Genomic DNA, 19,763 nt, shown 5'->3' with positions numbered 1-19,763 from the left:
CGACCCCCCGTCAGGACCCAGAAGGAGTGGGCTTGAACCGCTTTCCGCGCGTCATGGGTATGCGTTCAGGCTATGACCCCGCCGAGGTCGACGCTCTGATCGAGCGGATCGAGGCCACGCTGGGCAGAGGCTCACTCGACGCCGAGCCCGTGACCGCCGACGAGGTGCGCGCAGCCACCTTCCGCTCCCGGCGCCGCGGCTACCAGGAGACGGCGGTCGACTTCGCGCTGGAGGCGTTCGTGGTGGCGCTGGAGACCATGACCCAGCGGCCGGTGCGGCTGGCCCTCGCCGAACCCACGGGCGAGCTGCTGCGCGAGGAGTGGTTCGAGAGCCAGGCGGCCCGCGTGGAGAAGGTGATGTTCCGGTCGGCCCGCATGGCCACCGGCTATCACGAGGACGAGGTCGACGCCTTCCTCGACCGGATCGTGGCCACGCTGCGCGGCACCACCCAGTATCCGGTGACGGCCAAGGAGGTGCGCGAGGTGAAGTTCGGCACCGTCGTGCTGCGGCCCGGCTACCTGATCGCCGACGTCGACGCGTTCCTGGCGGGCATCGCCGACGTGCTGGAACAGCGCGCCTGACCGTACGCGTCAGGCGTTCACAGACGCAGCCCCGACTCCAGGTGGGCCAGCGCCCTGTCGATCTCTTCGGGACCGTCCATGGCGGGGGTGTGCGCCCACTGCGTCCACACCATCGCCACCACCCCGAAGACGGCGCCGACGGCGTTGCGGACCCCGGGGTCGTCGGCGGCGCGGCCGGCCCGGTCGGCCACGGCCGCGCAGACCTCGCGGATCAGCCCCGGGCTCCTGCGCAGGTTGGCCACCACCAGTTCGGGCACGGTGGCCGCGAACACCTCCCGGGCGTGACCGGCGGCGATCTCCTCTTCGGACAGGGCGGCGAACGCCGCGCGGAACGCGCCGCGCAGCACGGGGACCGGCTGGCCGGGCGGCTGGACCGCCAGCGCCTCGACGAGCGGCGGGAACCGGTCGAGCGTGACCAGGTCCTCCTTCGACGGGAAGTAGCGGAAGAAGGTGGCGGGGGAGATCTCGGCCGCCTCGGCGATCTGCTCGACGGTGGTGGCGTGGTAGCCGCGCTCGCGGAAGAGCCGGAACGCCTCCCGCAGGATCGCCTCCCGGGTCTTCGCCTTCTTGCGCTCGCGCAGTCCGCCGTCAGCCATGCGAAAAATCTTACCGTACGCGCAAATGATGGTTTACTCTCAACTGAGAGGCTACTTTCATATTTGTCCGGGAGGCGTCATGGGTGATGACATCAACGGCCTGCACCACGTCGGCCACATCGTGCGGGACCTGGGCGAGGCGATGGAGAGATACCGGCAGCTCGGCTTCGCCGTAGGAACGCCCGCCTACCCCGTCCTCCAGGGTCTTTCCGGCGGTGCGGCAGAGCCGGTCGGCGTGGCCAACGCGCACGTGTACTTCCCCGGTGACTTCGTCGAGCTCGTGGCCGTCGTCGACGCCGGCCGGATGCCGGGAGCGGCCCGGCCGATCCCGCTGCGGGTGCCCGACGACAAGCTGGCGGGACTGGCGGCCGCCGTCCGCGCCACCGCCGCGAACATCGTGACCTTCCTCGACCGGTTCCAGGGCGTCCACATCGTGATCGCGGACACCTCCGACATCGACGGCCTCGCGGCGCGGTTGACCGCCGCCGGCGTCGGTCACGGCGGCGTCCACGCCATCCAGCGTCCCGTCGAGACCCCCACGGGGATCACGATGGAGCCCGCGCGCTACGTCGAGATCTCCGCCCCCGGCCTGCCGGGCAGCGTGCCGGAGGGGCGCATCGGCTTCGCCCAGAACGCGCCGGTCGCCGTCCCCGACCGGCATCCCGCCCACCCCAACGGCGCGACCGGGCTGATCGGATGCGTCCTGTGCGTCGACGACCAGGCACTCCCCGACCTGACACACCGCTACAGCACCTACTTCGGCCGGCCCTGGGATGACTTCAGGCAAACGGCGGGTGCCCCCGGCGGGACGCGCGGCGACCTCGGGCCAGTGGTGGGTGACCTCGGCGGGGCGCGTGATGACCTCGGCCGAGCGGCGGGTGGCCTGGTGGTGCGGTTCCGTCGGGCGGGTGTGACGGTTGTGGGGGCGTCGGCGCTGGATGGGCTGCTGCCGGGCGAGCGGCCGGCCGGGCTGCCCGGGTTCGTCGCCTACGCGGTGTCCGTGCGAGACCTCGACGCCACGGAAAGGCTTCTGCGCGGCAACGGCGTTCCCGTGGTCGGGAGCGGGCCCGGGGAGGTGTTCGTGCCCGCCGACGCCGCGCTGGGCGTCGCGGTCGTCTTCCGTCAGGACGGCTGACGAATGTCAGACCCGGGCCCGGCCCTCGCTGAAGTCCTCCCGGTTCAGGAGGGCCACGATCACCGAGGCCACCGGTGAGGCCAGGAAGGCGCCGGCGATGCCGAAGAGCAGGCTGCCGACCGCGATCGCGATGAGGATCACCGCCCCTGGCAGGTCCAGCGCCTTGCCGTAGATCTGGGGCGCCAGCACGTGCCCCTCGATCTGCTGCACCAGCACCGTGACCCCGACCACGATGAGCGCGATCAGCCAGCCCTTGGCCACGAACGCCACCACCGCCGCCAGCAGCCCGGCCGTGAACGCCCCGACGATCGGCAGGAACGCGCCCACCCAGGTCAGCACCGCCAGCGGCACCGCGATCGGCACCCCGAGTATCCACAGCGCGGTCCCGATGAAGAGCGCGTCCACCGCCCCCACGATGGCGACCCCGCGGATGTAACGGCCGATGACGCCGAACGCCACCGGCCCGGCCTCGCGCAGCCGCTGCCTGGCCCGGGCCGGGAACAGGCCGGTCAGCCAGTGGAACAGCCGGTCGCCGCCGTGCACGAAGTAGATGCCCAGGATGACCGCCAGCACGGCCCCCACGATGATCTCGGTCGCGGTGCGCACCCCGGCCACCGCGCCGGTGGTGATCTGCTGCTGGCGCTGCTCCACCCACCGCCTGCCCTGGGCGACGAGGTCCCCGAAGTCCAGGCCGAAGTTGGCGGCCAGCGCGTGCAACTGCTCCAGGACCGTGCCCACGCTGGCGCGCAGCTCGGCCAGGCCGCTGACGGTGGTCGGCACCAGCAGCGCGAACAGCCCTCCCGCCAGCAGCAGGCCGCCCACGAACGTGATCACGGTGGCGAGCGACCTGCCCAGGCCACGCCGCATCAGCCAGCGCGCGGGCGGCGCCAGCAGCGCGGCGACGAACAGTCCCACGATGATCGACAGGACCACCGTGCCCACGTGGGTCAGGCAGTAGAGCACCACGGCGGCGATGCCCACCCAGCCCAGTGCGCGCCAAGGGTCCATCGTCGCCTCCCCCGAGATCAGGCCCGGACAGTGGCCTTCCCTCGGGGCGGTGGCGGCAACCCTGCTGGTCAGCCCGCTGGCGGGGTCAGCCGGCGGTGCTGGTCGCGCTTCGCGGTCTCGTACGCGGTCCTGGCCTCGCGGCCCGTGCCGGTGCTGGAGACCTCCGCGACCGGGACGTCCCACCAGGCCTCGGACGACGGGCTGTCGATCGCCGGGTCGGCGCGCACGTACACGACGGTCACGCCGCGGGACGCGCGGGCCGTGTCGAGCGCCTTGCGCAGCTCGGCCAGGGAGCTTGGGCGCAGCACGGTCGCGCCCAGGCTGGCCGCGTTCGCCGCGAGGTCGACCGGGAGCGGCCCGCCGTCGTAGCGGCCCTCGCCCCGGTAGCGGTACGCGGTGCCGAGCCGTTCGGCGCCGACGCTCTCCGAGAGGCGGCCGATGGAGGCGAAGCCGGAGTTGTCGACCAGCACCACGGTCAGCTTGACGCCCTCCGCGACGGCCGTGACCAGCTCCTGGGCCATCATCAGGTACGAGCCGTCGCCGACCATGACGAAGACCTCGCGCTCCGGGGCGGCCAGCTTGACCCCGAGCCCGCCGGCGATCTCGTAGCCCATGCACGAGTAGCCGTACTCGACGTGGTAGCTCCCCGGCCCGCTGGGCCGCCAGAGCTTGTGCAGGTCGCCGGGCATGGACCCGGCCGCGCAGATGACCACGCCGTCGTCGCCCGCCGCCGCGTTCACCGCGCCGATGATGGCGGGCTGCGGCAGCGGGTCGCCGTCGAGCGCGTACGCCGCGTCGACGGCGGAGTCCCAGGCCCGCGACAGGCCGGCGGCGCGGGACCGGTAGTCCTCGCCGGTGGCCCAGCCCGAGCACGCCGCCGCCAGGTCCGCGAGCCCTTCGCGGGCGTCGGCGACGAGTTGCAGCCCGGACATCTTGGCGGCGTCGAAGCCGGTGACGTTCAGGTTGACGAACCGGGCCTCCGGCGCGAACAGCGAGTGGGAGGCCGTGGTGAAGTCGCTGTAGCGGGTGCCGACGCCGATGATCAGGTCGGCCTCGCGGGCCAGCGCGTTGGCGGCCGTGGTGCCGGTCGCGCCGATCGCGCCCATCGCCATCGGGTGGCCGTGCGGCAGCGCGCCCTTGCCCGCCTGGGTCTCGGCGACCGGGACGCCGAACGTCTCGGCGAAGGCCCGCAGCTCGCCGGTGGCCTCGCTGTAGATCACGCCGCCGCCGGCCACGATCAGCGGCCGGGACGCGGCCTTGACCAGCTCGGCGGCCCCGGCCAGCGCGGACCGTTCGGGGCGCGGCCTGGGGATGTGCCAGACGCGCCGGGCGAACAGCTCCTCCGGCCAGTCGGCGGCCTCCGCCTGCACGTCCTGCGGCAGCGACAGCGTCACCGCGCCCGTCTCGGCCGGGTCGGCGAGCACCCGCATGGCCGCCAGCAGCGCCGCCGGGAGCTGCTCCGGCCGGTTGACCCGGTCCCAGAAGCGGGAGACCGGCTTGAAGCAGTCGTTGACGGAGACGTCGTAGGAGCGCGGGTCCTCCAGCTCCTGCAGCACCGGGCTCGCCACCCGGGTGGCGAAGATGTCGCCGGGCAGCAGCAGCACGGGCAGCCGGTTGATGGTCGCGGCGGCCGCGCCGGTGACCATGTTGGTCGCGCCGGGGCCGATCGAGGTGGTGCAGGCCAGCGTCGACAGCCGGTTGGCGGCCCGCGCGTACGCGGCGGCGGTGTGCACCATGGCCTGCTCGTTGCGGCTCAGATAGTAGGGCAGGCCGGGGCCGGAGGTGGCCAGCGCCTGGCCGATGCCGGCCACGTTGCCGTGGCCGAAGATGCCGAAGACGCCGCCGAACATCCGGTGCTCGACGCCGTCGCGCTCGGTGTGCTGGGCGGCGAGGAAGCGCACCACCGCCTGGGCCACCGTCAATGTCACCGGCAGCTTCACGAGGTCCTCCCGAAGGGCAGCCGGGGGTCGATGTCCTGGCCGTCCCAGGTGGCGCGGATCCAGGCGTGGCGGGGGTCGTCGCAGAACGCCATGGACCGCTCACCGGCGGGGCCGGCCAGCACGTTCAGGTAGTAGAGGTCGTAGCCGGGCGCGGCCATGGACGGGCCGTGGTAGCCGTACGGCACCAGCACCACGTCGCCGGAGCCCACCTCGGCCAGGGTGTCGATCTGCCCCCGCTCGGAGGAGTAGACGCGCTGGTAGCCGAGCCCCTGATCGGCCACCTCGAAGTAGTAGATCTCCTCCAGCACGGCCTCGCCGGGGTTCGCCGTGTCGTGCTTGTGCGGCGGGTAGGACGACCAGTTGCCGCCGGGGGTGAGCACCTCGACGGCGACGAGCTTGTCGCAGGCGAGGACGCCGGGCGCGGCGAAGTTGTTCACCTGGCGGCTGGCCTGGCCGGCGCCGCGCAGCTCCACCGGCACCGCCGAGGCGGGCACGTGGCGCGGCTCCAGGCGGCGGGTGGCACGCGCGGACGGCAGCGCGATCCGGCCCGTACCGGCCAGCGTCACATGCTCAGAAATCGGGATATAGGCGAAATCGGAGGGCCCGGCGAACACCGAAGGCCGCCCGGCCAGCTCGAAGACCCGCGAGCCGTCCGCCCCGACCGTCACCGTGCAGGAGCCCGACAGCGGCAGGACGATCATCTCCTCCTCGCCGGTGTCGAACGACACGGGAGCCCCGGCCAGGTCCACCACCCGCAGGCCCGAATAGTCCCAACCGGCCAGCGACGGCGTGATCTCCACGGCCCAGGGCCCGTTCGCGGCCTTGCCGTACGGAAGAAATGTCATGATCCAGCCTCTCGAACCAGTGCGGCGGCGCCGTCCACGGCGGTGGCGACGTCATCGTCCGGAGGGTAGAGCAGGGCGCGGCCGACGACGAGCCCCCGCACGCCCGGCAGGCGCAGCGCGCGCCCCCAGTCCGCGAAGGCGGCCGCCGCGTCCGGCGGGTCGCCGCCGAGCAGCAGCGCCGGCAGCGTGGTGGCGGCCATGACCCGCTCCATCTCGGCCACCGCCGGGATCTTCAGCCAGGTGTAGGCGGAGGTGACGCCGAGCGCCTGGGCCACGCTGATGGCGCGGATCACCGCGTCGGGGGACAGGTCGTTGCGGACCGCCCCGGTCTCGGTGCGCGTCGTCCAGAACGGCTCCACCATCGCCACGAGCCGCCTCCTGGCCAGATCGGTGACGGCGCGGGCGCACGACTCCAGGGTGGTGACGCTGGCGGGGTCGGACGGGTCGATGCGGCACAGCATCTTGCCGCCGTCGAGCCGCATCTCGTCGATGGCGGCGGCGTCGTAGCCGGTGAACCGGTCGTCCAGCTCGAACACCGAGCCCTGCAGGCCGCCCCTGTTCATCGAGCCGAAGGCCAGCTTGCCCTCCAGCGCGCCGAGCAGCAGCAGGTCCTCCAGCACGTCGGGGGAGGCCAGGATGCCGTCGACGCCGGGCCGGGCCAGCGCCACCCGCAGCCGGTCGAGCAGGTCGGTCCGGCTGGCCATGGCCAGCGGCCGGTCGCGCACGGCCAGCGCGCCGCGCGCCGGGTGGTCGGCCGCGACGATCAGCAGCCGCCCGCCCTCGCCCGGCAGCTCACGCCGCTGACGGCGGGCCGCGGCCTGCGCGATCGCCCCGGGCCTGGTGGCGCGGATGTGGGTGAGCTCCTCGTACCGCGTCGTTCTGGGCAGCGTGACGTCGCTCAAGGACGCACCTCGCTCTGCGGGCCGGGAGCGGCCTCTCCGGCGGTGGTCGCGGGCCGGCCCTCCAGCAGGGCCAGCACCTCGCCGGTGGTCGGCATGGCCTCCGCGCAGGCCAGCCGCGCCGCCACGTGGGCGCCCGCCGCGTTGGCGAAGCGCACCGTACGCTCCAGCGACCAGCCGCGCACCAGCCCGAGGCAGACCGCGCCGCCGAAGGCGTCGCCCGCGCCCAGTCCGTTGACCACCTCGACCTGGACCGGCTCGGCCACCACGTGCTCTTTCCCGCTGCGGGCCAGCACCCCGTCGGGGCCCATCTTCACGATCGCCACCTCCATCCCGGCGTCGAGCAGCGCCTGCGCCGCAGCCTCCGGGTCGCGGGTGCCGACGGCGATCTCGACCTCGTCGAGGTTGCCCACGGCCACGTTCGCGTGCGGGAGCGCGCGCCGGTATTCGCGCTCGGCCGCCTCGCGCGACTCCCACAGCATCGGGCGGTAGTCCAGGTCGAACACGGTCCACCCGGACGGCGCGGTCCGGGCCGCCAGCGCGGCGGCGTGCGCCGAGCGGCTGGGCTCCTGGCTCAGCCCGGTCCCGGTGAACCAGAAGACTGGCGTCCGGCGGATCGCGTCCAGGTCGAGCGACTCGGGGGTGATCCGCAGGTCAGGCGGATGCTCGCCCCGGTAGAAGTAGATCGGGAAGTGGTCGGGCGGGAAGATCTCGCAGAACGTGACCGGCGTGGGCGGCCCCTCGACCGTCCCCACGAAGACGTCGTCGACACCGAATCCGCGGATCGCCTGCCGTACCCACTCCCCGAAGGGGTCGGCGCCCACGGCGGTCACCACGGCGGGGCGCAGGCCGTGACGCGCCGCGGCGACCGCGACGTTCGTCGGGCTGCCGCCGAGGAACTTGCCGAAGGACTCGACGTGAACCAAGCTCACGCCGGTCTGCAGCGGATAGATGTCGACGCCGCAGCGTCCCATCGTGATCAGGTCGAACAACGCACCTCCAGAGCTGGAGCTTCCGGCAGACACTATGGCATATTGTCATGACATACGGATGTCCGCTATGTTTCTCAACTGTGCCCCGTGCCGAATTCCGAAGGGCCCCGTGGGCACGCTCCCCGGAATCAGCCAGGACTTTTACGTCATATGCACGTCATGACATATTGGCCCTGACTTCCTCCCTTATGGACGTGTCGGAGGGTTTGCAGAATGGTGCGGAACAGGTCGATGGGTGTGGTCGCGGTGCTCGCCGCGTCCGCGCTGGGACTGGCCGCGTGCGGCCAGTCGTCCGGTGATGGCGGCGAAGGCGGCGCCATCGAGTTGACGATCGCCCAGAACGCCATCGCCGGAGGCAAGAACGCGGCGGCGGCCGACCACATCGCCAGCTGGGTGATCCCCAAGTTCGAGGAGGCCCAGAAGGCCAAGGGCAAGGACGTCACGGTCAAGTTCGTTCCCAGCGGCGTCGACGACGAGCAGTACAAGACCAAGCTCTCCCTCGACCTGAAGTCAGGCAAGGGCGCCGACGTGATCGACATCGACGGCATCTGGGCCGGGGAGTTCGCCGAGGCGGGCTACATCAAGCCGCTGGCGGAGGTCGCCGGGCCGGAGGCCGAGAGCTGGGAGGGCTGGCAGCAGATCCCGGAGGCCGTCCAGGGCCTGGCCACCTACAACGGCAAGAAGTACGCCCTGCCCGTCGGCACCGACGGCCGCGTGCTCTACTTCAACAAGACGCTCTTCCAGAAGGCCGGGCTGCCCGCCGACTGGCAGCCGGTGAGCTGGCAGGAGGTCCTCGACGCGGGCGAGAAGCTCAAGTCGTCCGGCGTCCCGGTGCCGATCCAGATCAACGCCGGCACCGCCATGGGCGAGGCCACCACGATGCAGGGCGTGCTCCCGCTGCTGGCGGGCGCCGGCGGCGAGGTGCAGGTGGACGGCAAGTGGACCGGCGCGGCGCAGCCGCTGAAGGACGTGCTCGGCCTCTACCAGAAGGTCTACGGCGGCAGCGGCCTCGGTGACCCGAAGCTCCAGCAGGAGGCCAAGGGCCGCGACAAGTCGTTCCAGCAGTTCGCCGAGGGCAAGGTCGGCATCCTCCTGGAGGGCGACTACTTCTGGCGCGGCGTGGTCAACCCCAAGACCGGCGTCGCCCCGATGGCCGACCGCGAGGAGGTCGTCGGCTACGCCAAGATCCCGGCGATCGAGCCCGGCAAGGGCATCCGCGGCCAGGACTTCGTGAGCATGTCCGGCGGCGCGCTGCGGACGCTCAACCCGAACAGCAAGCACCCGAAGGAAGCCTTCGAGCTGCTGGCCTTCACGCTGTCGGCGGACGCGCTGAAGGAGGAGACCAAGGACGGCAACGTGCGCATCACCCCGCGCACCGACGTCAACAAGGAGATCCTGGCCGGCGAGCCGCTGCTGACCTACATCTCCGACGAGGTGCTCCCGCTGACGGCCTACCGGCCGCCGGTGGCCGTCTACCCGCAGGTGTCGGTCGCGCTCCAGGAGGCCACGCCCGCCGTCGCCGGCGGCACGGCCGCCGACCAGGCGCCCGCCGACTACCAGAAGAAGCTCGAAGGAATCGTCGGTGGCGCAGCAAACGTCGCCTCCTGACACGAAGGCCCTCGACGAGTCGCCCGCCCGCGGCTACAGCTCCGACGCCGCGGGCCTGGGCAGGCTGCGGGCGGGGGCCTTCGTGGCGCCCGCCCTGGCGCTCATCGCGGTCTTCCTGGTCTTCCCGGCGCTCTGGGTCATCTACCTGGGGCTGATGAACTACCGGCTGACCGGGATCGCCGCGGCCGAGCCGCAGTTCGTCGGCCTGGACAACTACCTCAAGGCGCTGTCGGACCCGGGGTTCTGGAACTCCACCGTGCTGACCTTCCAGTTCGTGCTGGGGTCGGCCGTCATCGGGCAGGTGGTGCTCGGCTTCACCCTGGCCTGGCTGATGCGCAACCGCCGCGGCACGCTGAAGAGCGTCGTCGAGGGCGTGGTCATCCTGGCCTGGATCCTGCCGAGCGCGGTCGTGGCGTTCCTGTGGGTGGCGCTGCTCGACCGTGACAGCGGCACGCTCAACGCGCTGCTCGGCATCCCGGGCTTCGCCTGGCTGCTCGACTATCCGATGCTGTCGATCATCCTCTTCAACACCTGGCGCGGCACCGCGTTCTCGATGATGCTCTACGGCGCCGCGCTAGGGAACGTGCCGCCCTCCCACCTGGAGAGCGCCAGGCTGGCCGGGGCGTCCGGCTGGCAGCAGCTGCGTGACGTGGTCTTCCCGCACATCCGCGGGCACATCCTGACCAACCTGCTGCTGATCAGCCTGTGGACGTTCAACGACTTCGGGCCCTTCCTGCTCACCGCGGGCGGCCCGGAGAACAAGACGGAGATCCTGGCCGTGTACGTCTACAAGACCGCGCTCCAGGCCGGTGACCTGGGCTACGGCGCCGCGATCTCCACGATCATCCTGCTGATCAACCTGGTCGTGGCGATCTTCTACCTGCGGCTGCTCAGGAGGAAGGGATGACGCGGTTCGTCGCCGGCCGGATCGGCTTCTACACGCTGGTCGCGTTACTGCTGGCCTTCTTCACGATCCCCCTCCTGTGGCTCGCCTCGGCGCCGTTCACCTCGAACCCCACGTACGAGGTCCGGGTGCCGGACTTCACCTGGGAGAACTTCCAGATCATCCTGGATCACCCGTACGCGCTCGGCTCGCTGGTCAACTCGCTGATCCTGGCCATCGGCACGGCGGTCCTGGTGGTGGTGATGTCGGCGCTGGCCGCCTACGCGCTCAGCCGGGTGCGGCTGCCGGGCCGCGACGCGCTGCTCTACGCGCTGCTGCTGCTCTCGTCGATCATCACCGGCACGGCCGCGATGGTGCCGCTGTTCCAGCTCGCCATCGAGCTCGGCCTGATCGACTCGCACACGGGCCTGATCCTGATCATGACCGGGGGTCTGCTGCCCGCCGCGATCTTCATGATCAAGGACTTCATGGACACCACGCCGAAGTCGTACGAGGAGTCCGCGCGGGTCTTCGGCGCCTCGCCGCTGCAGATCGTCCGCCACGTGGTCGTCCCCGTCGTCCGGCCCGGCCTGGCCACGATCGCCGTGTGGACGATCGCGAACGTGTGGGGCAACTTCCTCATGCCGTACCTGCTGCTCAGCGACGTCGAGAAGCAGCCCGCCGCGGTGATCATGTACACCCTCTACACCGAGGGCGGCCAGGCCAACCTCAAGGTGCTGTCCACGTTCGGCCTGCTCTACTCGGTCCCCGTGGTGCTCATGTACCTGTTCGTCAGCAAGAAGTACGGCTTCCGCTTCCACGGAGGGATCAAGCGCTGAAATGGCCGCAATCGAACTTCGGGGCCTGACCAAGGTCTATCCCGGTGGAGTGAAGGCGCTCGACTCGCTGGACCTGACCATCCCCGACGGCGAGTTCTTCGCCCTGCTCGGCCCCTCGGGCTGCGGGAAGACGACGCTGCTGCGTACCATCGCCGGTCTGGAGACCGCGACCGGCGGCGCGGTCGTCATCGGCGGCCGCGACGTGACCAGGGTGCAGCCCGGCGGCCGCGACGTCGCCATGGTCTTCCAGGACTACGCGCTGTTCCCGCACATGGACGTCACCGACAACATCGCCTACCCACTGCGGATCAAGAAGGTCGCCAAGGGAGAGCGCCGGGCCAAGGCGGAGGAGGTGGCCGCCCGGCTGGGCCTGGAGAAGCTGATGGACCGGCGGCCCGGCCAGCTCTCCGGCGGCCAGCAGCAGCGCGTCGCGCTGGCGCGGGTGATGGCCACGCAGGCGCAGGCGTTCCTGTTCGACGAGCCGCTGTCCAACCTGGACGCCAGGCTCCGCCTGGAGGCCCGCACGTTCCTCAAGAAGCTCCAGCGCGAGCTGGGCGTCACCACCGTGTTCGTCACCCACGACCAGGCCGAGGCGCTGGCCATGGCCGACCGGATGGCGATCATGGAGGCGGGGCTCATCCGCCAGATCGGCACCCCTTCCGAGGTGTTCCAGCGGCCCGCCAACACCTTCGTCGCCGGATTCATCGGCTCGACTCCGATGAACCTGCTGGACGCCGTCGCCCGGGGTGACACCCTTGAGGTGGCCGGGTGCAAGGTGCCCGTCCCCGCCTCGGCGGAAGGACTCGTGGTCGACGGGGAGAAGCTCGTGTACGGCGTGCGCCCTGAATACATGACCTACCAGGCCGGAACCGTCGAGGGCGGCCTGAGCGGCAGCGTGGTCATCCTGGAGAACCTCGGCGCGTCCCACCTGGTGACCCTGGACGTCGGCGGCGTCACGGTGCAGGGCGTGGTGGCCGAGGGTGAGGAGCCCGCGCTGGGCGAGCAGGGCGCCGTGGTGCCCAGGAGCGACCGCGCGCTGGTCTACCGCGACGGTGAGCTGGTGGCCGCATGACCGTCATCAGGGGCCGCTGGAGCCTGGACGACCGGCTGGAGCGCATCCTGCGCGAGGTGCCGTTCGAGGTGCCGCCGGGCACCGCCGCCGTCACCGTCCGGCTGTCGTACGACCGTTCCCAGGGCGTGCTCGACCTGGGCTGCGCCGGGCCGGGCGGCTTCCGCGGCTGGTCCGGCGGGGCCCGCGACGAGTACACGATCACGCCAGGCTGGGCCACGCCCGGCTACCTGCCCGGCGAGCCCGAGACCGGCGAGTGGCAGGTGTGGCTGCGCCTGCACCGGATCCCGCCGCAGGGTCTCGACTACACGCTGGAGATCCGTACCGCGACCACGCCGCCGCCGCCGGAGGAGGAGGCCGAGCCGGCGCACGGCGAGCGGCCGCCGCGGCGCGACGTCCCCGACCTCGACGGCCTGCGCTGGTTCGCCGGCGACTTCCACGCCCACACCGTCCACAGCGACGGCCAGCTCACCATCGCCGAGCTGGCCGAGCTGGCCCACGGGCGCGGCCTGGACTTCCTGGTCGTCACCGACCACAACACGGTCAGCCACCACCCCGGGCTGGCCAAGACCGACCGGGGCATCGCGCTGCTGCCCGGCCAGGAGGTCACCACCGACCGCGGGCACGCCAACGTGTTCGGCGACGTCGGCTGGGTCGACTTCCGCGATCCGGCCGACTCCTGGGTGGCGCACGCCGAGCGCGCGGGCGGGCTCATCTCCATCAACCACCCGCTCGGCGGCGACTGCGCCTGGCTGCAGCCGCTCACCCGGCGGCCCAGGATCGCGGAGGTCTGGCACTCCGGCTGGTGGGACCGGCGCTGGGGCGCCCCCCTGGCCTGGGCCGACGCCTGGCATCCCGACCTGGTGGCGATCGGCGCCAGCGACTTCCACCGGCCCGGGGCCGACGGCCTGCCCGGCTCGCCCACCACCTGGGTGCTCGCCGAGGACACCGGCGCGGTGTTCGCCGCCGTCGCCGAGGGCCGGACCGCCATATCCGCGGGGCCCGACGCCCCCCTGCTGCTGCGCCTGGGCGACGAGCTGCTCGCCCTGGACGCCGACGGCCTCATCCTGGTACGCCCCGGCGGCGAGCGCCTGGTCATCCGCGGCGACAGGGTGCTGCTGCCCGCCGCGGAAGGACGGCACCGCCTGGAAACCTACGAGAACGAGGTGATGGCGCTATGCGCCTGATCAGTGTCGCCAACGCCCCCGTGAGCTTCGGCGTGTTCGAGCTGAGCGACGCGCCGCCGCCCCTGACCTCCGCCGAGATGGTCTCGGCCATCGCCGGCGCGGGCTACGAGGGCATCGACCTCGGCCCCCTCGGCTATCTGGGCACCAAGGACGACCTGGCCGAGCGGCTGGACGGGCTGCTGCTCGCCGGCGGCTGGGCCGACCTGCGCTACGGCGACGCCGGCGAGTTCGGCAAGGGGCTGGACGCCCTGGACGCCACCCTGGAGGTGTTCGCCGCAGCCCCGCCCGCCCCGGACCATCTCAAACCCCGGCCGACGCTCGGCTGCTCCGGCTCGCCCGCACGCTTCGCCCGCCCCGGCGGGAACGCTCCAGGGCTGGAGCCGGGGGAGTGGGCCGGATACGCCTCGCGCGTCCAGGAGGCGGTCCGGCGCTGCCGCGACGCCGGCTTCGAGCCCGCCTTCCACCACCACCTCGGCACCTACGTCGAGACCCCCGAGGACGTGGAGCGGCTGCTGGAGCTGACCGACGTGCAGCTCTGCCTCGACACCGGCCACCTGCTGCTGGCCGGGGGAGACCCGGTGACCGCGCTGCGCGACTGGTCGGGCCGGATCGGCCACGTGCACGTCAAGGACGGTGACCGGGCGATCCTGGCCCGCGCCCTGGACGACGGCGTGGACCTGCGCGAGCTGATGGGCCGGGGCGGCTTCGCCCCGCTCGGCGAGGGCGAGCTGGACCTGCCCGGCGTGGTGCGGGCGCTGGAGGAGACCGGTTACACCGGCTGGGTGATCATCGAGCAGGACACCCTGCCCGGCAGGCGGTCAGTTGCCCAGAACATCACCGATCAAGCCGCCAACCGCGAGAAGCTACGGGAACTCGGACTTTGACGTCACGCTGGAGGATCCAGTCTTGAAGATCGCCCTTGTCGGGTGCGGCGCCGTCACGCAGGCGGTGTACGCGCCGCTGCTGTCGCGCCGTCGCGACCTGTTCGAGGTGACGGCCGTCTGCGACCTGTCGCGGACGCTCGCCGACGCCGCCGGTGACCGGCTGGGCGCGCCCGGCCGGTACACCTCTCTGGACGCGATGCTGGAGGCGGGCGGCTTCGAGGCCGTGCTCGTGCTCGCCTCCGGCTCCCACGGCGACACCGTGCGCCGGGCGCTCGCGGCGGGTCACGCGGTGCTCTGCGAGAAGCCGCTGGCGCTGACCCGCGCCGAGGTGGCCGAGCTGCCGGAGGGCCGGCTCATGGTCGGCTACATGAAGCAGTACGACCCGGCCGTGCGCCGGGCCGGGAAGCTGCTGGCCGGGCTGGGCGGGCCGGACGCCATCAGGTCTGTCGAAGTGACCGTGCTGCACCCCAGCGGGGATTCGCAGCTCGCCTTCGCCAACCTCACCCAGGCCCGCGACGTGCCCGCCGACCTGCTCGCCACGCTGCGCGCCCGCGAGGAGGCGCTCGTGTCGCGGGCGCTCGGCGAGGAGGCGCCCGCGCCGGTCCGCGACCTGTACGCGATCGCGCTCGGCTCCGTCTGCCACGACCTGTCGCTGCTGCGCGGCTTCACCGGCTCGCCCGCGGAGATCGGGCACGTCGAGACGTGGGGGGACGCGCCGGGGTCCGTGGAGATCTCCGGGCGGCTCCCGGCCGCCGGGCGGTTCTCCATCCGGTGGCACTACCTGGAGGACTATCCCGCGTACCGGGAGACCGTGGTCATCCACCACGACGCCGGCTCGCTGGAGCTGGTCTTCCCGTCGCCCTACCTGATGAACGCGCCCACCGTTCTCACCGAGGTGTCCGGCGGCGAGAGCCGCGCCGAGTGGCGCGAGGTGACCGAGGCGTTCGAGGTCCAGCTGGCCGCCTTCCACGCCTTCGTCACCGACGGCACGCCGCCGCTCACCGACCGGGCCGGCGCGCTGGAGGACATCGTCACCGCCCAGCGCATCGCGGCCCGCTACGCCGTACAGCATGACCTGCCGATCGGAGGGGAAGCAGCGTGACCGCAGAGTTCGCCGGGGAGATCGTCGTCGTCCCGCACACCCACTGGGACCGGGAGTGGTACGAGCCGTTCCAGCGTTTCCGGCTCCGGCTGGTCGCGCTGATGGACGAGGTGCTCGACACCATGGAGCGCGAGCCCGGCTACCACTTCACCCTCGACGGGCAGCTCGCCTGCGTGGACGACTACCTGGAGGTGCGGCCGGAGAACCGCGACCGGGTGGCCGCCCTGGTCGAGTCCGGCCGGCTCGCGGTCGGGCCGTGGCAGATCCTGCTCGACGAGTTCCTCTGCTCGGGCGAGAACATCGTGCGCAACCTGGAGCTGGGCATGGCCAGGGCCGACAAGCTCGGCGGCGCCATGCCGGTCGGCTACCTGCCCGACATGTTCGGCCACACCGCGCAGATGCCGCAGATCCTGAGGCGGGCCGGGCTTCCCTACGCCTGCGTGTACCGGGGCGTGCCGTCGTCGGTGACCACCGACGCGTTCGCCTGGGTCGCCCCCGACGGCACCGCGATCCGCACCCAGTACCTCCCCGCGGGCGGCTACGGCAACGGCGCCCACCTGTTCGAGGACCCCGATCGGCTCGTCGAGCGCGGCGCGGCCTTCGTCGGGACCATGCGCCGCTGGCACGGGCCCGACGGGCCGCTGCTGGCCATGTACGGCACCGACCACTCGGCCCCGGTGCGCGGCCTGCCCCAGATGGTGGCCGGGCTCGGCGCCCGCATGGACACCCTGTCCGGCTACGTCACCGCGCACCCGGCCGACGTGGAAGGGCTGCCCCGGGTGGCGGGTGAGCTGCGCTCGCACGCGCGGGCCAACATCCTGCCCGGTGTCATCTCCGTGCGCGCGCACGTGAAGCAGGCCATGGGCCGCGCCGAGCGGATGGTCGAACGGTACGCCGAGCCGCTGGCCGCGCTCTGGGGCGCCGAGTGGCCCGGCCGGTTCCTCGACATGGCCTGGTGGCGGCTGGTCGACGCCAGCGGCCACGACTCGGTGACCGGCTGCGGCGTCGACGAGACCGCCCAGCAGGTGGCCGCCCGCATCGCCGAGGCCGAGCACCTCGGCCAGGCCGTGCGCGACATGGTCACCGCCCGGCTGTCCGCGTCCGTGCCGTCCGGCGGCATGCTCGTCGTCAACCCCACGCCCGCCGCCCGGCGCGGCGTGGTGCTGCTCGACCTGGCGGGCGAGGACCCGGTCGTCGACCCGGCCGGCGCCAGGGTGCCGATCCAGCCGCTGGAGTACGCTCCGACGCTGCTGCTCGACGAGGAGATGGACCCCGTCACGGCGCTCACCTTCGTCCACGGCACCGAGCTGTACGGGCAGCAGATCACCGGCTGGTCCGCAGAGGACGGCGTGCTGACGTTCACCGTCGCCCGCGAGTCGCGGCTGCCGTTCGACGTCGGCCAGGTGCGCGGCGCGCTCGCCGGGATCACCCGGGTGCGCATCCTCGCCGAGCCGCGCCGCACCGTGGCCGCGCTCGTCGAGGCGCCGCCCCTGGGCCACACGAGCGTGCGGCCGGAGCGCGGCGGCGGCCACGCCAGCGACCTGCCCGCGTCGACCCTGCCGGTCGGGGCCGACGAGCGGGTGCTCGACAACGGGCTGCTCCGCGTCGAGGTGGACCGCGACGGCACCCTGACCCTGACCGGCGCCGGCGGCGTCACGCTCAGCGGCGCCGGGCGCATCGTCGACGGCGGCGACGTGGGCGACAGCTACAACTACGCGCCTCCGGCCGAGGACCGGTTCGTCTTCGAGCCGGAGTCGGTGCACGTGGAGATGGTGTGCGCCGGTCCGCTGGTGGCCGCGTACGACGTGTGGCGCACCTACCGGTGGCCCGCCGCCGGCGACGGGATCGAGGGCACGCCGGAGATCCCCGCGCGGTCCCGCACCGAGGCGACCGAGGAGATCGCCGTCCGCATCCGCGTCGAGCTGCGCGCGGGCGAGCCGTTCGTCCGGCTCAGCGTCGACTTCGACAACCGGTGCGCCGACCACCGGGTGCGGCTGCACGTGCCGCTGCCCGAGCGGGCCGCCGAGTCGCACGCGGAAGGACAGTTCGCGGTCGTCACCCGCGGCCTCAGAGCCGAGGCCGGCTGCGGCGAGGAGCCGCTGCCCACCTACCCGGCCTCCTCGTGGGTGGCCGCCGGGGGAGTGGCGGCGCTGCTGGAGCACGTCACCGAGTACGAACTGGTGGAGGACGGCGGGGAGCTGGCGCTCACGCTGCTGCGCTCCGTCGGCTACCTGTCACGCAACCGGCACGCGCTCCGCCCCGAGCCCGCGGGCCCCCAGCTGCCGACCCCGGCGGCGCAGTCGCGGGGGCTGCGGTCGGTGAGCCTCGCGCTCATGCCCTACAGCGGGACGTGGTCGGCGGTGCCCGGCGCGGCCGAGGTGTTCAGGCACGACCTGCTGACCGTGGCCGGATCGGGCGACCCGTCCCTGCCGCTGCCCGCTCCCGCCGCGGGGCTCTCGGTCACGGGCGACGGCGTGGTCATGACCTCGCTGCGGGCCCGTGAGGAGTGGAAGGAGCTCCGCGTGGTGGCCCTGTCGGACGAGCCCGCGGAGGCTCTGGTCACGGGTGACTTCACCCGCGCCCGCCGTGCCGACCTGCGCGGCCGCCCGGGTGACGAGCTGGAGGTCACGGACGGCACGCTCCGCCTTCCGCTGGGCGCCTGGGAGATCGCCACCGTGCAACTGTCCTAGGACCGGTCGTCCCGGTCGGTCAGGCCGAGCTGGCCGGCGGCCTGGAGGGCCAGCCAGACCTCGGTGAAGGCGGTCGTCGAGGTGAGGTCGCGCCCCGTCAGCGACGCGAAGCGGCGCAGCCGGTACGCCAGCGTGTTGGGGTGGATGTGCAGGAGCGCCGCCGTGTCCTCGGCCCGGCGGTCGTGCTCCATCCAGGTGCGGACCGTGGCCAGGAGCTGTGAGCCGTGCGCGGCGTCGTACGCGATCACCTCGCCCAGGACGTGGTCCACCAGGGCGGCCAGGGTGGCGGCGTCGTCCGGCAGCCAGCGCCCGGTCGGGTCCCTGCCGTAGACGACCAGCGGCTGCCCGGACTCGGCCGCCCGGGTGGCCGCCCACTCGGCCTCGCGCCGAGCCACCCTGGTGGAGGCACCGGGCGGGAACGGCCGGCTCATGCCCGCCCGGACGGCCGGCAAGCCGGTGACCGGCCCGGCCAGTGAGGGCGGGCCGAGCACGTACAGGTCGTCGCCCCGCCGCAGCATGAGGTGCGGGTGGTCGGCCAGCGCCCGCCGCAGGCCGACGTCATCGGCGCCGCGCACCACGACGAGCACCGCGTCGGTGTCGGTGGGCAGCCCCAGCCGGGCCAGGCGGCGGCGCGCGGTGGCCGGGTCGAGCAGGTCCTGCAGCAGCTCCGACAGCGTCTCGGCGCCCTCGCGGCGCAGCGTCTCCCGCTCGTGCCTGGCCATGGCCACCTGGAGCGCGGCCACGGTGGCGATGTGCTGGACCACGGCCAGCCCGGCCGGCCGGGCGCCCTCGCGCTCGAACGCCACCAGGAACCCCGCGGGCCCGCCGGGCGCCGGCACCGGCAGCACGAAACCGCCGGGGACGGTCGGCGGCGCCTCCGGCTCCGAAGGCAGCACGTCCAGCGACGGTGGCACCGGCACGCCGGGCAGCAGCGGACGCCCTTGCGGCGTGCACAGGAACACCTGATAGCCGGAGAGTCGCTCCAGCCGCTTGAACAGCGTCGCCGTGTCGAGATCCTCGGACGCCAGCCAGCGCAGCGCCCCGAACACCTGGAGCTGCGCGCCCAGCCGGTGGCGGGCGTCCTCCTGCACCGCCGCGGCCACCTCCTGGGCGACGGCGATGAACGGCACCGCCAGCGGCACCTCCAGCACCGGCATGCCGCGCCGCTCCGCCGCCTCGAAGAACGCCCGGTGCAGCGGCGGCACGTGCAGCTGCGCCGACAGGGCCAGCGCCGACACGCCCGCGTCGTCCAGCCGCTCCAGGTATGCCCGCTGATCGGCGGCGGAACGGGGCACGCCGATGCCGGTCGTCATGATCACCTCGGCGCCGAGCAGCCACGGCGTCGGGTCGGCCAGCTCGCTCACGTGCGCCCACGACACCGACCGGCCGAGCCCCGCCTCGCCCGCGAGCAGCCGCAGCTGCAGGGCGGGGGAGCGCAACAGGTCGAGCACCGTCACCTTGTGGTCCGCCACAACACCCACTGTAGGACTTCGTGACGCGGCCAA

Annotated in this window: 17 protein-coding genes; 10 read left to right on the top strand and 7 right to left on the bottom strand. The window is 72.9% G+C overall.

Annotated features, from left to right (window positions below; genetic code table 11):
- Window positions 1-26: 26 nt before the first annotated feature.
- Complete coding sequence (locus KME79_RS34520; RefSeq protein ID WP_261808790.1) at window positions 27-581, top strand: DivIVA domain-containing protein; 555 nt, start codon at window positions 27-29, stop codon at window positions 579-581.
- Window positions 582-598: 17 nt separating this feature from the next.
- Here KME79_RS34520 and KME79_RS34515 read toward each other — a convergent pair whose 3' ends face one another.
- Entirely contained in the window at window positions 599-1,177 is a 579-nt protein-coding gene (locus KME79_RS34515) for a TetR family transcriptional regulator (RefSeq protein ID WP_219549323.1), read from the bottom strand.
- Between the two features lie 79 nt (window positions 1,178-1,256).
- On the opposite strand from KME79_RS34515, the gene KME79_RS34510 reads away from it, so the two are divergent.
- Window positions 1,257-2,312: a VOC family protein gene (locus tag KME79_RS34510; RefSeq protein WP_219549321.1), complete on the top strand. Its 1,056-nt coding sequence runs from the start codon at window positions 1,257-1,259 to the stop codon at window positions 2,310-2,312.
- A 6-nt stretch (window positions 2,313-2,318) separates the two neighbouring features.
- On the opposite strand, the gene KME79_RS34505 is transcribed toward KME79_RS34510, so the two are convergent.
- The 5 genes from KME79_RS34505 to iolC form a co-directional block, all read right to left on the bottom strand.
- Window positions 2,319-3,320, bottom strand: coding sequence for an AI-2E family transporter (locus tag KME79_RS34505; protein WP_219549319.1), 1,002 nt, complete (start codon window positions 3,318-3,320; stop codon window positions 2,319-2,321).
- A 68-nt stretch (window positions 3,321-3,388) separates the two neighbouring features.
- A complete protein-coding gene (gene iolD / locus KME79_RS34500; RefSeq protein WP_308249163.1) occupies window positions 3,389-5,260 on the bottom strand; it encodes a 3D-(3,5/4)-trihydroxycyclohexane-1,2-dione acylhydrolase (decyclizing) in 1,872 nt (623 codons plus the stop codon).
- Window positions 5,257-6,105 (bottom strand): 5-deoxy-glucuronate isomerase, encoded by an 849-nt coding sequence (iolB, locus tag KME79_RS34495; RefSeq protein WP_219549317.1) that lies wholly within the window; start codon window positions 6,103-6,105, stop codon window positions 5,257-5,259. The genes iolD and iolB overlap by 4 nt, the downstream gene beginning before the upstream one ends.
- Window positions 6,102-7,007 carry a Cgl0159 family (beta/alpha)8-fold protein gene (locus KME79_RS34490; protein ID WP_372452508.1) on the bottom strand — a complete coding sequence of 302 codons (906 nt, stop codon included), beginning with the start codon at window positions 7,005-7,007 and terminating at the stop codon, window positions 6,102-6,104. Before KME79_RS34490 ends, iolB begins: the two co-directional genes overlap by 4 nt.
- Entirely contained in the window at window positions 7,004-7,996 is a 993-nt protein-coding gene (gene iolC / locus KME79_RS34485) for a 5-dehydro-2-deoxygluconokinase (protein ID WP_246640902.1), read from the bottom strand. Before iolC ends, KME79_RS34490 begins: the two co-directional genes overlap by 4 nt.
- Window positions 7,997-8,209: 213 nt before the next feature.
- Here iolC and KME79_RS34480 point away from each other — a divergent pair, with 213 nt between their 5' ends.
- From KME79_RS34480 to KME79_RS47220, 8 genes are read left to right on the top strand one after another with little or no spacing between them, the layout of a single operon-like run.
- Entirely contained in the window at window positions 8,210-9,604 is a 1,395-nt protein-coding gene (locus KME79_RS34480) for an extracellular solute-binding protein (protein WP_246640901.1), read from the top strand.
- Window positions 9,579-10,511 carry a carbohydrate ABC transporter permease gene (locus tag KME79_RS34475; RefSeq protein ID WP_148033750.1) on the top strand — a complete coding sequence of 311 codons (933 nt, stop codon included), beginning with the start codon at window positions 9,579-9,581 and terminating at the stop codon, window positions 10,509-10,511. Before KME79_RS34480 ends, KME79_RS34475 begins: the two co-directional genes overlap by 26 nt.
- Window positions 10,508-11,326 (top strand): carbohydrate ABC transporter permease, encoded by an 819-nt coding sequence (locus KME79_RS34470; protein WP_148033749.1) that lies wholly within the window; start codon window positions 10,508-10,510, stop codon window positions 11,324-11,326. Before KME79_RS34475 ends, KME79_RS34470 begins: the two co-directional genes overlap by 4 nt.
- 1 nt (window position 11,327) lies before the next feature.
- On the top strand, window positions 11,328-12,398 hold the full coding sequence (locus KME79_RS34465; RefSeq protein ID WP_219549315.1) for an ABC transporter ATP-binding protein: 1,071 nt from the start codon (window positions 11,328-11,330) through the stop codon (window positions 12,396-12,398).
- Window positions 12,395-13,582, top strand: a complete 1,188-nt coding sequence (locus KME79_RS34460; protein ID WP_246640900.1) for a CehA/McbA family metallohydrolase — start codon at window positions 12,395-12,397, stop codon at window positions 13,580-13,582. Before KME79_RS34465 ends, KME79_RS34460 begins: the two co-directional genes overlap by 4 nt.
- The gene (locus KME79_RS34455; RefSeq protein WP_246640899.1) at window positions 13,573-14,466 is read left to right on the top strand and encodes a TIM barrel protein; all 894 of its coding nucleotides are present in this window, start codon (window positions 13,573-13,575) and stop codon (window positions 14,464-14,466) included. Before KME79_RS34460 ends, KME79_RS34455 begins: the two co-directional genes overlap by 10 nt.
- A 22-nt stretch (window positions 14,467-14,488) precedes the next feature.
- On the top strand, window positions 14,489-15,568 hold the full coding sequence (locus KME79_RS34450; RefSeq protein WP_219549313.1) for a Gfo/Idh/MocA family protein: 1,080 nt from the start codon (window positions 14,489-14,491) through the stop codon (window positions 15,566-15,568).
- On the top strand, window positions 15,565-18,258 hold the full coding sequence (locus KME79_RS47220) for a glycoside hydrolase family 38 N-terminal domain-containing protein (protein WP_219549311.1): 2,694 nt from the start codon (window positions 15,565-15,567) through the stop codon (window positions 18,256-18,258). The genes KME79_RS34450 and KME79_RS47220 overlap by 4 nt, the downstream gene beginning before the upstream one ends.
- Here the strand turns inward: KME79_RS47220 and KME79_RS34440 are convergent.
- Window positions 18,255-19,730, bottom strand: a complete 1,476-nt coding sequence (locus KME79_RS34440; protein WP_308249162.1) for a PucR family transcriptional regulator — start codon at window positions 19,728-19,730, stop codon at window positions 18,255-18,257. The two genes, KME79_RS47220 and KME79_RS34440, sit on opposite strands and share 4 nt — an antisense overlap.
- Window positions 19,731-19,763 lie beyond the last annotated feature (33 nt).

This window comes from Nonomuraea harbinensis, assembly GCF_019396385.1.
Lineage (GTDB): Bacteria > Actinomycetota > Actinomycetes > Streptosporangiales > Streptosporangiaceae > Nonomuraea > Nonomuraea ferruginea.
This window is presented reverse-complemented; position numbering and strand designations above follow the sequence as displayed.

Bases quoted from the DNA above. Each gene is read 5' to 3' on its own strand.
- KME79_RS34515 (WP_219549323.1), bottom strand. From the start codon at position 1,177: ATGGCTGACGGCGGACTGCGCGAGCGCAAGAAGGCGAAGACCCGGGAG.
- KME79_RS34510 (WP_219549321.1), top strand. From the start codon at position 1,257: ATGGGTGATGACATCAACGGCCTGCACCACGTCGGCCACATCGTGCGG.
- KME79_RS34505 (WP_219549319.1), bottom strand. From the start codon at position 3,320: ATGGACCCTTGGCGCGCACTGGGCTGGGTGGGCATCGCCGCCGTGGTG.
- iolB (WP_219549317.1), bottom strand. From the start codon at position 6,105: ATGACATTTCTTCCGTACGGCAAGGCCGCGAACGGGCCCTGGGCCGTG.
- KME79_RS34480 (WP_246640901.1), top strand. From the start codon at position 8,210: ATGGTGCGGAACAGGTCGATGGGTGTGGTCGCGGTGCTCGCCGCGTCC.
- KME79_RS34470 (WP_148033749.1), top strand. From the start codon at position 10,508: ATGACGCGGTTCGTCGCCGGCCGGATCGGCTTCTACACGCTGGTCGCG.
- KME79_RS34465 (WP_219549315.1), top strand. From the start codon at position 11,328: ATGGCCGCAATCGAACTTCGGGGCCTGACCAAGGTCTATCCCGGTGGA.
- KME79_RS34460 (WP_246640900.1), top strand. From the start codon at position 12,395: ATGACCGTCATCAGGGGCCGCTGGAGCCTGGACGACCGGCTGGAGCGC.
- KME79_RS34455 (WP_246640899.1), top strand. From the start codon at position 13,573: ATGCGCCTGATCAGTGTCGCCAACGCCCCCGTGAGCTTCGGCGTGTTC.